Source organism: Thermosynechococcus sp. OHK43, from assembly GCF_014466085.1.
Lineage (GTDB): Bacteria > Cyanobacteriota > Cyanobacteriia > Thermosynechococcales > Thermosynechococcaceae > Thermosynechococcus.
In genome coordinates, this window is sequence record NZ_JACOMP010000257.1 from 1 (window position 1) to 10,762 (window position 10,762).

Consider the following 10,762-nt stretch of genomic DNA (forward strand, 5'->3'; position numbering starts at 1 on the left):
GCTATTACTGCCGCTCAAAACAACAGCAGTGCTACAGCCCTCCTCGAAAAGATGGAAACACCGGAGGGTTACTGTGACAATCATGAAGGTCAAGGCGCGATTTTCTGTCGCCACAGCGGAGACCGAATCTACGCACAAATTCTTATTACTCCTGGCCCTTATCCTGGACCTTCTTCTCCTGGATCATCTCCTGAACCTTCTTCTAGTGGTGCCGGAAAGAGTTTATTGAATCCCATTAGCCCGGTACCACCTCCTTTAGTGCAACCGCCAGTCGGTGCACCACCGGTTTTGTTTCTGCCCACGATTACCTCTTCACTGGCAAATAATAATTCCAGTCAGGTCATCAGCCTTCTAGAGCAGAAAAATACTCAAAGCTTTTTGGCTTACTTTGGGCGTCCTTTAGATGTTCCTGAGTTATCCAGCAAGAAAATTCAAGCAATTCTACAAGAGCAGGCCCTGCAAACGGGGAAAAAACCAGCTGTCATCTATGTCCTCAGCCGTCCGAATCAGACAGATTTACTGGCCATTACACCACAAGGAGATCCCCTTTACCGAGCAGTGGGGGGTGTGGGCCAAGATCGCCTCCTCAAAATGGCGGAAACCTTTACTAATTTGGTGCGGGATCCCCGCTTAGTCAATACCCGCGCCTATTTGCCTGCAGCTCAGCAGTTGTACCAGTGGCTCATTGCCCCCCTGCGGGCAGGCCTGGAAGCCCAACAGATTGATACTTTGGTGTTCATTCCTGACGACGGTTTGCGAGGGATACCGCTGGCGGCACTCCATGACGGCCAAAACTTTTTGGTAGAGCGCTTTAGCGTCGGCTTGGTTCCCAGTATGAGCCTCACGGACACTCGCTATGTGAATATCAAAGAAGCCCGCATCTTGGCCATGGGAGCGTCTGACTTCCCCGACCAATCCCCCTTACCGGCAGTGCCTGTAGAATTACAGCAAGTGGCTCAGGATCTAGGGGGGGGAGCAGTCTTCCTGAATGAGGCCTTTACCCTTGCCAATTTTAAGAAACAGCACCGTCAGGGCACCTATGGCGTGATTCACTTAGCAACCCATGGCGAATTTCGACCAGGAGCTCCCCAAAACTCCTACATTGCGTTTCGGGACAGTCGGCTCAATTTAATTCAGTTGCGAAACCTACGCCTCTATCGTCCGCCAATAGAGCTGCTCACTCTCAGTGCCTGTCGCACAGCAGTGGGTGATTTGGATGCCGAATTGGGGTTTGCAGGTTTGGCGGTGCAAGCGGGCGTGAAGTCGGCGGTGGCCAGCCTGTGGTATGTGAGTGATGAGGGCACATTGGCTTTGATGACCCGGTTCTATAAGCATTTAAATACGGCACCAATAAAAGCAGAGGCTCTGCGCCAAGCCCAACTGGAGATGTTGCGAGGCGAGGTAACCGTCAAGGGCAACCAACTGCAGACACCCCAGGGAGAGATTCCACTGCCGCCAGAGGTTGCCCAGGGGCGGGGCGATCGCCCCCTGAGTCATCCCTATTACTGGGCAGCTTTTACCATGATTGGCAATCCCTGGTAAGAGCCCCCTAGCGTTCAGGGCGGGCTGTAGCGAAAATTTCTTCTAAAATCTCGGACGCACCCTGTTCACGAAGTTTTAAGGCCAAGCGGGTGCCCAGTTCTTCTGCCGTGGCCACATCTGCTGTGAGACTGTCTTTGACAAGGCGTTGGCCATCTAGACTTGCCACTAGGCCTGTTAAGGTCAGTTGACCATTTTCAATCACTGTGTGAACGCCAATGGGAACTTGGCAGCCCCCCTCTAATTGCCGCAGGAAGGCTCGCTCCGCTAGGCAACGGGCTGCTGTCTCCGGATGTTCAAGGGTTTTCACCAAAGCCAAAATGTCGGCATCCGCGGCGCGGCATTCAATACCCAAAGCGCCCTGACCGACAGCATAGAGGGATACCGTTGCTGGCAAAACTTGGCTGATGCGATCGCCAAACCCCAAACGCCGCAGACCAGCTACCGCCAAAATCAGGGCATCGTATTCCCCAGCATCCAATTTGGCGAGGCGGGTATTTAGGTTGCCCCGTACATCCTTGAAGGTGAGATGGGGATAGTAGTGGCGCAGTTGGGCCAAGCGTCGCAATGACGAGGTACCAATGACTGTACCTTCGGGGAGAGTATCAATGGTGTGTCCTGTCCATTTCGCACCTAAAACGAGGGCATCCGCGGGGTCTTCCCGTTCGGTAATCGCGCCCAAAACCAAGCCGTCAGGCAACTTAGTGGGTAAATCCTTCAGGGAATGGACAGCCAAATCAGTTTCGCCCCGCAGCATTGAGAGTTCTAGCTCTTTGGTAAACAGCCCCTTATCGCCAATTTTGGCAAGGGCAACATCCAGGATATTGTCCCCTTGGGTCGTCATTGTCACCACCTCAAAGGGGCGATCGCGATGGTGGGTTTGCAGTTGCGCCTGTACCCATTCCGTTTGCACAAGAGCGAGTTGACTTTTGCGGGAACCAATGCGAACGGGACGGGATGAGGTGGCAATCATAGCGTTGAGCGTGCAGCGGACAGCATCCAGCCATTATAAGTCGCGTGGATCCCAAGGGGCAAGATCAGTGATTTTAGGGATGGGTACAAGCGGCAATAATTCCTGCTGCCCCGCCAGAGACCACTTGAATGGGTACCCCTAGAGCCTCCTCCACAGTGGCTAAAGGCACATCATCGAGAAAAACGGGGGCATCGTGCTTGAGCATGAGACTGGGCAGGAGGAGGCGATCGCCCAGGGGTTTGCCCTTCAGGTGATAAATCAAATCATGGCCGGTCAGTAGCCCTGTCACTGACATCCGCTGTCCCCAATAGTCACTGGCCAAGGCATAAAGATCAAGGCGCAAGTTCTCAATCTGATTGAGGCGTGCCACCAACGGTTCAAAAGCCTGTTCCACCGTATTGCCGACCACCCAACTGAGATGCCGCGACCGTGGTAGGCGTTGAGGGAGCTGTTGGGCGTGAAGGTCAAACTCTTCTAGGAACAGGCGAATGGTGCCCACTCCATTACTGAGTTGTGGATAGTCCTGATAGTGGGCTGCTGGCGGTAACGGCCACCCAGCAATCAAGAACCATTCATCCGCCAGCCAAGCAAAGGGGGTTTGCCACTGCCGTTCAAATTGCTGCTGCAAAGCCTGTACCCGTTGAATCACTGCTTGGGCATGGTCGGAGGTGACGGGGGTGAGTTCATCCTCAGCAGGGCGAAAGCGGGTCAGCCCTACGGGCACTACAGCCACTGAGAGGACTGTTGGCCAATCAGGATCATAGAACTGGGCTAAATCTCGCAGTGTTTGCTCTAGGCACTCACCATCATTAATACCTGGACAAACAACAACTTGAGCATGGAGTTGTAGCCGCTGTTCCTGAAACCAGCGAATCTGTTGCAGAATCTCTCCAGCGCGGGGATTTTTCAGTAGGCGTTGGCGGACACTGGGCACTGTAGCATGAACAGAAATGTAAAGGGGGGAAAGGCGCAAGCGGGCAATGCGCTGCCACTCTGAGGGGAGGAGGTTTGTGAGGGTAATATAACTGCCATAGAGAAAACTTAGGCGGTAGTCGTCGTCCTTAATATAGAGGCTTTCCCGTTTGCCGGGCGGTTGTTGATCAATAAAACAAAAGGGGCAGCGATTGTTGCACTGCATTAGACCATCAAAGAGGGCAGTGGTAAATTCTAGGCCTAAATCTTCGTCAATATCTTTTTCGATTTCGAGAATGTAGGTTTGGCCGTCTTTGCCCAGCACTTCAAGAGTGAGGTATTCATCGGCACAGAGAAAGCGGTAGTCAATTAGATCGCGGGGGCGATCGCCATTAATGGCCACCAAAGCATCACCGGGTTCAAATCCCAACTCCGCGGCAATGGAGCCAGGCTTCACAGCAGCTACAAGAGCCGGTCGAAGGGCGCGATCGCTCATCGTTCAGAGGTGTTCACAGGTCTTCAAAGGTCGGGCAAAATTCTCTGTTACAGGTGGAGTCACCTCCCATCTTTTAATGTACCCTAGGTCGCTTCGCCCCTCGGGATTCTCAAAGCAGCGCTAGGATTGATATAGTGGTGTTCGATGTTCTAAATATTTCTCAATATTGACGAGGAAAATAATGGGGTCATTGGCAATTGGCTTTACCGTCGGTGCAGGTAACTTCCTCCCCTTTTATGGGGTGTTGCTGCTGGGTTTAATTGCTGCCGTGAGCATTGGCCTCATTGCATGGTACAACTCAAAGCGTCCCCCGGGTTGGGAAAATGCCGATCGCCCCAGTTTTATTCCTAACTTGAATCTCGAAGAGCCTGCACCCACCCTTAACCCTGATGAGACCACAGATTCGTGAAGCTATTTCGGATTCTCCTGGAAGCCGCCTGGCCGACGATTGTGGCAGCAGCGATCGCCGGACTTCTCAACGGTGGCAGCACGGCTGCGCTCATTGCCCTCATTAATGCCGCTTTGCAGAAAACCCCTGCCCTCCAACGTCTCTTGCCTGGGGGCTTTATTCTCCTCGGCACACTACTGCTGTTGACCCACTTTACCTCCCAAGTACTGCTGGTGCGGGCTGCCCAACAGGCAGTTTATGAAATGCGCCTCCTCCTCAGTCGGCAGATTCTCGCTTCACCCCTACGGCAGTTAGAAGCCATTGGTAATCCCCGGCTGCTTGCAACGCTGACAGAGGACGTGGATGCTGTCTCCCGTTCCTTTTCCGTGTTGCCCAATCTTTTTAATGCCATTGCCATTGTGATTGGCTGTCTTATTTACATGGGTTGGTTGTCGCCGCCCCTCTTTTTTGCCCTTGTCGCCTTAATTGCCATTGGTACTGGCAGCTACTTATTTCTAGCGGGCAGAGCACAAAAATTCCTAGAGCGAGCACGGCAGCAACAGGATCACCTTTTTCACCACTTTCGGACACTCACGGAGGGCAACAAAGAACTCAAGCTGAATCGACAACGGCGACTCGCCTTCTTCTATGGGGAATTGACACCCACAGCTCAAAAAACACGGCAGCAAAATGAACTAGGGTACATGGTGTTTGCCATTGCTGCCAGTTGGGGGCAGCTGCTGTTGTTTGTGACAATTGGCTTCTTTCTCTTTACACTGCCCCATTTGCTGGGAGCCACACCCACGGTTCTCTCAGGCTATGTTCTCACAATTATCTACCTCATGCTGCCAATGCAACAGGTGATTGATGCCATTCCAGTGTTTAGTCGTGCCAGGGTTGCCCTCAAGAAAGTGGAATCCCTGCAACTCAGCCTTGGGGATCTGCGCCAAGATATTAATAATAGGGGTGAGCTTCCTCCCTTTGGTTGGAAAACCCTCTCTCTCCTGCAGATTTGCCATCAGTACCGCGGTAGCCACAAGGATGAACCCGCAGCCTTTACCCTTGGCCCCTTAAGTTTGACCATTGAGGCCGGGGAACTGGTCTTTATTGTCGGTGGTAATGGCAGCGGCAAATCCACCCTCGCCAAAATTATTACCGGACTCTACATGCCCGATCAAGGGGAAATTTGGGTGGATGATCACTGTTTGCAGCCTGAGGACTACGAATGGTATCGGCAACACTTTGCTGCTGTCTTTAGTGATTTTTACCTCTTTGACTCGCTGTTGGGAATTGAATCTCCAGAACGCCTAGCCGTCATCCCACATTACCTTGAAAAACTGCGCCTCAGTCACAAAGTTCGCCTAGAAGGTAACCGCTTTTCAACGACTTCTCTCTCGCAAGGGGAGCGCAAGCGTTTGGCGTTGTTGATGGCCTATCTCGACGATCGCCCGGCCTACCTCTTTGATGAATGGGCAGCGGATCAAGACCCGGTGTTTCGGGATATTTTCTACCGCCAGCTGCTCCCAGAACTAAAAGCCCAGGGCAAAACAGTCTTTGTGATTAGCCATGACGATCGCTATTTCGATATCGCCGATCGCCTGATTAAACTGGACTATGGCCAACTGGTGGTGGCCTCTCACCCCTAGGTAAACTGCTGGCTCAGCATCAGCGGATTATGCACCGTGATTTTCTTTTTGTGAATTGAGATCATGTTTTGATCTCGCAGTTCCCCGAGCAGACGGGTTACCGTTACCCGCGTCGAACCAATGGCCTCGGCGATCGCCTGATGGGAAAGCTTTAAATCCACCATTACCCCAGCACTGGTGGGTACGCCAAAGTCACGGCAAAGAATCAGCAAAAAGCTCACCAAGCGCGATCCCATATCGCGGTGGGCAAGGGTTTCAATCATCATCTCCGTTTGCAAAATCCGCGATGACAGCCCCTGAATCATAAACATGGGTAGTTCTGGATCCTGCTTCATGGCTTTTTCCACCTGCTCGATGGGAACGGCCAATAGCTCCACATTCGTAAATGCCACCGCATGGTAAAAGCGATCGGAGCGGGTGCCTGTAATGAGGGACAAGACTCCAAATACCGTATTTTCCCGCAGCAGTGCCACTGTGATTTCTTCGCCCCCTTCATACACCCGTGAGAGCTTGACCGCCCCCTTCAGTAGAAAATAGACTTTTTCAGCTGGATCCCCCGGAAAGAAAATGGTTTTTCCGCGTTCGTAGGTTTCAGTTGTGGAGGGAAACAGGCCACTGGCCATGTGGCGAAAGACTGGTGCTAAGGGTTCGTCTTTGTTCATGAGTCGTGTGTCAATCCAAGGTGGTTGAATGGGTGGTGTAGCGATCGCATAGGGTGCTGTCGGCATTGATATTCCCCCAACAATGCAACTCTCTCAACACCAGCCAATCTCGCTCTGGGTGTAGAGTTCAGCATTGACAGATCAGTAAAACCAATTCAGGGGCATTTTTTTGTATCATGCCACACTTTTTTTCGAGAGAATTAAGGGCGGACGCAAAAGGAAGTAACCCAATACTCCTACAAAGGGGACAAGGCTCCACCACCGCCACGGTGAGTTTTCTAGGCCTCGCCGTTGCCAGTCATCCACCAGCAGCACGGGCAAGAGTAACGACAGTAGGCAAAAGTCAAGGGTCATCACATGAATAAAGCGGCTGCTGTGCCACTGCTGCCAAAAGTCTCGCCAGTCGCCGGCAAGTAAGCCATAGCTCAGAAAGATGACCGCCACTAGAAAAATCCCAATTCCAGTGATCCGCGATTCCCAAAGACGTACACCCCTATTGAGTTCTCCTGTGAAGAGGGGTGCAGGCTGTCGCAGGATCAAATAGGGCAACAGGGCAAAGGCACCCACGGCAAAACTGAAAGCAGCAAATGGCCACGCGGGAAATCGCTGCCCTTGACCATCCACGACGAGTAATGCGGTATAAATCAGTGGCCACACACCCATCAAATTAAAGAGACTGACAATGAGGGGGTTAATGCCCTGCCAGTCTCCAGTAGCTAGCCGTTGAATGAGTGTCAGCGTTTGCGGTTGATCGGGGGGCGCAAAACCAAAACTATAGACAATCAGCCCCACCCAGAGAACGGCCAAGAAAAGCCGTAGGACTCGGTATGAGTTGGCAAGGGGGCTGTGAATGGCTGTTTCTTCGATGGTCATTGAGGGCTAGCAGCTAGGCTAGTTTGCGTAACTCCTGCTTTTTGCAGTTGCTTGGTAAATTGGGGAAGGACTCGCTGACACTGCCGAACAAAAGCAGCCAACCAATTGTCTAAATGCTCAATTTGTTCTCTATCGAGGTAAATATCACGGCTGGATTGGTACGACCGATAAACGACCCGGCCCTCATTGGTCACCGTAAAGTCAGCAAACCAACTGCTGTAGGGACGAGTGCCTCGCCAATAGTTGGCCACAATCATCTTGCCAAGGTATTTCTGGGCAATATCGCCAATTTTGTTAAAGTGTTCGAGAACTTCCGCTAGGGTGAGGACTTTAGCTGCTGGCTCTTCCACGCTGCCAGGCTGAGGTAGGGTAATATCGCTGAGGTCTTCTTGAGGTTGCCTCGCCAGACCCATCAAAGCAAAGAGCTTCTGCTCCAGATTGGCGAGGTAGCTATTGTAGGTTTGGCCACTGCGGCTGAGGGTTTGGTGCATCCGCACAATCAGATCAATTTCCGCCAACTTAGTTGCGGCTAAGGATTCTAAGCGCGATAACTCCTCGGTAAAGGCCTCGCTGTCGCTCCCACTCACCTTTAGGCCAAGGGATTCAGCACGCTCTGCAAGCAGACGGCGAATGTAGTAGCGGGTCATGGGTGTGAGCGGCATACTCCTAAACCTCAAATGCAGTGAAAGCAGAAACAGGGAGAGTGTAAACTTTTGTAAATTAATCTAGCACGTTGCTTCCTGGTGTTGCAGAGTAGGAATTTTGTTATATGAGTAAATTACCGGAGTAGTAAGAATTTACTCCAGGCAAACTGCTGTTCATTCCTCTCACCTATTCACTAATGTAGATGATAGGAGCTGCTTCCTTCTCAGTGGTTTCACGGAAATTTATAGCATATTGACAAATTTTAATAAAACCAAAATCGGCTAGGATTAGCAGGTCTTGACACCGGTGAGCCCCCTAGTGAGCTGCACCTCCAGTTGTTCAACCGATTTTTCACTTGACGTGCTCTGCAATCTCCATCATGATGGAAGGAGTGGTTGGCTGTTTTGCTTGTTCAATATAGGCTATTGACAAAGCACTTTTCTTGAGGTCTAATTCAGAAAGCATTCACAGCTACCTCTGCCCTAGTGGAGTAGCCTGCATGGCTTAGCTCAATCTAGGGCGTGTCAATGTGTTCGAGAGTTTTATGACATCTGTTTCTTTGTTGCCTTCGCGCCCCCTGCGTCCCAATTGGGGGGTGATTTTTTTTATGGGTATTGTCCATTTGGGAGCGTTGCTGGCCTTGGTGCCTGGGACGTTTTCATGGTCGGCAGTGCTCCTCTGTTTTGTCCTCTACTGGGTCTCTGGTGGTTTGGGGATTACTTTGGGATGGCATCGTCTTGTCACTCATCGTAGTTTCCAATGTCCGAAATGGCTGGAATACTTTTTTGTTTTTTGCGGTACTTTGGCCTGTGAGGGTGGCATCACTGAATGGGTCGGCCTCCACCGCAATCATCACCTCCACTCCGATCAAGAACTGGATCAGCACAATTCCCAAAAGGGCTTTTGGTGGTCCCACATGGGTTGGATGCTCCAAGAAGTGCCCGCTAAGGCAGCGGTGGAACGCCTTACCAAGGACATTAACACTGACCCTGTCTATCGCTTTTTGAATCGGTATTTTCTCCTTATTCAAGTGGCTTTAGGGGTGTTGTTATATCTCTGGGGTGGACTGCCCTTTGTGGTCTGGGGCATCTTTGTCCGCCTGGTGCTGGTGTATCACCTAACTTGGTTTGTCAATAGTGCGACCCACAGGTTTGGCTACCGCACCTTTGAATCGGGCGATCGCTCCACAAATTGTTGGTGGGTTGCCCTCTTGACGTTTGGTGAAGGCTGGCACAACAACCACCACGCCTATCCCCATTCGGCACGCCACGGTCTGCAATGGTGGGAATTTGATATCACGTGGATCACAATTCGAGCACTGCAAGTAATGGGTCTGGCCCAAAAGGTGCGGCTTGTGGAAGCCCCCAGGAATCAGTAAAAGCCCTTAAAAGGGGTTCTGGGGTTCCGCCTCTTGCCAAATACGGATCAATTCTCTTGCTTCCGAGTAGAGGGGATGGGTGGGGGGGATGAGTTCGGCGGTGGCGATCGCCTGGCGGTTGTCCCGCCCCACCCAATAGCGTGCCTGCTCTAGGATGTTGTTGCCCCACTCCACGATCAACTGGTTGGCGGTGGCATAGACACTGGAGTTGGGGGAAATTTTTTGGGCAATAGCAATGGCAGCGGCAAAGTCGCGATCGCGACCCCCTTGGGCACGGCGCTGGGCTTCATTCAGGCGAGCCATCTCCGGATCAAGCTGCCAGCTCACTGCTTCAGTTGGAACGGGGGGGAAGAGTTCTTTGAGGCGATTTTGAGCCGTTTCATAGAGGGCACGCTGGGGACGAATTTGCTCCAGCAGTTGGCGAGCTTGCAACAGAGCTTCAGGGGTACCTTGGCGGGCAAGAATATTGGCTCGGTCAATCAGGGGTTGATCCTCAGCAATCTCGATTTGACGTTGCCACAGCCGTCGCTGATCGCGGATTTGGTCTTGGCGATAGGGACTCGCGTCTGCCAAAGGGATGTTGAGTCTGTTGATCGCAAGGTAAAGGCGGTCCACCGTACCACCACGGGCAATGGTTTGGGCTGCTGCTAAGGTTTGTAACACCTTCAGATCGGTTTGCCAGCGCCGAATGGCCTGTTGAGCGTCAAAGTAGAGGGGGCGTTCTGCGGTAATCGTCCGGGCTTGGGCGATCGCCCGATCAATATCTTCCCCCATGCCTGCTTGGGCAAATTCTTCTGCTGCTGCTAACTTCACCACATCCTCGGCGGCGCGGGCACTCCTGACGTCTTGGGGAATCAAGCCAGCAATTCGCCGCGCTTCTTGGGGTTCGTAGCGATTCAAGGTAGCGATCGCCAATTCTAACAATCGCTCACCCAATTCATTGAGCAATCGCCGCGCACCGGGGTAAATGTCACTGGTAGTGGGAATTCGCCGCACAATTGCAATCGCAGCGGCCAAGTTATCGGCTCCCCCCTGCGCCATGAGGGCACGTGCTTCATCCAATTGCCGATCTTCCCGTTGGGCACGGATAATCCGCTGATTAAAGGCACCAAACTGCTCCTGGGCCCAGTAACGACAGTCAACAAATTGCAACTGGAGCGAGATTTGAAAGGCTTCCCGCCATTGCAGGTTTTTCAAGGCTGCTTCAGCACGGCGGTAGATTTCTTCTCCTTTTTGCCAAATTTCCTGCC

At 52.2% G+C, this 10,762-nt stretch carries 10 protein-coding genes; 4 read left to right on the forward strand and 6 right to left on the reverse strand.

What is annotated here, in order from left to right:
• On the forward strand, positions 1–1,542 hold a 1,542-nt coding region (locus H8Q75_RS11070; protein ID WP_297041724.1), incomplete at its 5' end, for a CHAT domain-containing protein.
• Positions 1,543–1,549: 7 nt separating this feature from the next.
• Here the strand turns inward: H8Q75_RS11070 and hemC are convergent.
• Positions 1,550–2,512, reverse strand: coding sequence for a hydroxymethylbilane synthase (hemC, locus tag H8Q75_RS11075; protein WP_024124696.1), 963 nt, complete (start codon positions 2,510–2,512; stop codon positions 1,550–1,552).
• Between the two features lie 73 nt (positions 2,513–2,585).
• A complete protein-coding gene (locus tag H8Q75_RS11080) occupies positions 2,586–3,920 on the reverse strand; it encodes a TIGR03279 family radical SAM protein (RefSeq protein ID WP_297041728.1) in 1,335 nt (444 codons plus the stop codon).
• Positions 3,921–4,101: 181 nt separating this feature from the next.
• Here H8Q75_RS11080 and H8Q75_RS11085 point away from each other — a divergent pair, with 181 nt between their 5' ends.
• Positions 4,102–4,329 carry a hypothetical protein gene (locus tag H8Q75_RS11085; protein WP_024124698.1) on the forward strand — a complete coding sequence of 76 codons (228 nt, stop codon included), beginning with the start codon at positions 4,102–4,104 and terminating at the stop codon, positions 4,327–4,329.
• Positions 4,326–5,954, forward strand: coding sequence for a cyclic peptide export ABC transporter (locus tag H8Q75_RS11090; RefSeq protein ID WP_297041730.1), 1,629 nt, complete (start codon positions 4,326–4,328; stop codon positions 5,952–5,954). The genes H8Q75_RS11085 and H8Q75_RS11090 overlap by 4 nt, the downstream gene beginning before the upstream one ends.
• Here the strand turns inward: H8Q75_RS11090 and ntcA are convergent.
• The 3 genes from ntcA to H8Q75_RS11105 all read right to left on the reverse strand — a co-directional run bounded on the left by ntcA (position 5,951) and on the right by H8Q75_RS11105 (position 8,151).
• Positions 5,951–6,616, reverse strand: coding sequence for a global nitrogen regulator NtcA (ntcA, locus tag H8Q75_RS11095; protein WP_041429578.1), 666 nt, complete (start codon positions 6,614–6,616; stop codon positions 5,951–5,953). The two genes, H8Q75_RS11090 and ntcA, sit on opposite strands and share 4 nt — an antisense overlap.
• Positions 6,617–6,790: 174 nt before the next feature.
• A complete protein-coding gene (locus H8Q75_RS11100; protein WP_024124701.1) occupies positions 6,791–7,489 on the reverse strand; it encodes a hypothetical protein in 699 nt (232 codons plus the stop codon).
• Positions 7,486–8,151 (reverse strand): hypothetical protein, encoded by a 666-nt coding sequence (locus H8Q75_RS11105; RefSeq protein WP_297041733.1) that lies wholly within the window; start codon positions 8,149–8,151, stop codon positions 7,486–7,488. Before H8Q75_RS11105 ends, H8Q75_RS11100 begins: the two co-directional genes overlap by 4 nt.
• 527 nt (positions 8,152–8,678) lie before the next feature.
• Here H8Q75_RS11105 and H8Q75_RS11110 point away from each other — a divergent pair.
• Complete coding sequence (locus H8Q75_RS11110; protein WP_297041736.1) at positions 8,679–9,512, forward strand: acyl-CoA desaturase; 834 nt, start codon at positions 8,679–8,681, stop codon at positions 9,510–9,512.
• A gap of 6 nt (positions 9,513–9,518) precedes the next feature.
• Here the strand turns inward: H8Q75_RS11110 and H8Q75_RS11115 are convergent.
• The coding region (locus H8Q75_RS11115) for a hypothetical protein (protein WP_297041738.1) at positions 9,519–10,762 on the reverse strand (1,244 nt) is incomplete at its 5' end.

Coding starts and splice junctions, on each gene's coding strand:
- H8Q75_RS11105 (WP_297041733.1), bottom strand. CDS start 8,151: ATGCCGCTCACACCCATGACCCGCTACTACATTCGCCGTCTGCTTGCA.
- H8Q75_RS11110 (WP_297041736.1), top strand. CDS start 8,679: ATGACATCTGTTTCTTTGTTGCCTTCGCGCCCCCTGCGTCCCAATTGG.
- H8Q75_RS11080 (WP_297041728.1), bottom strand. CDS start 3,920: ATGAGCGATCGCGCCCTTCGACCGGCTCTTGTAGCTGCTGTGAAGCCT.
- ntcA (WP_041429578.1), bottom strand. CDS start 6,616: ATGAACAAAGACGAACCCTTAGCACCAGTCTTTCGCCACATGGCCAGT.
- H8Q75_RS11100 (WP_024124701.1), bottom strand. CDS start 7,489: ATGACCATCGAAGAAACAGCCATTCACAGCCCCCTTGCCAACTCATAC.
- H8Q75_RS11085 (WP_024124698.1), top strand. CDS start 4,102: ATGGGGTCATTGGCAATTGGCTTTACCGTCGGTGCAGGTAACTTCCTC.
- hemC (WP_024124696.1), bottom strand. CDS start 2,512: ATGATTGCCACCTCATCCCGTCCCGTTCGCATTGGTTCCCGCAAAAGT.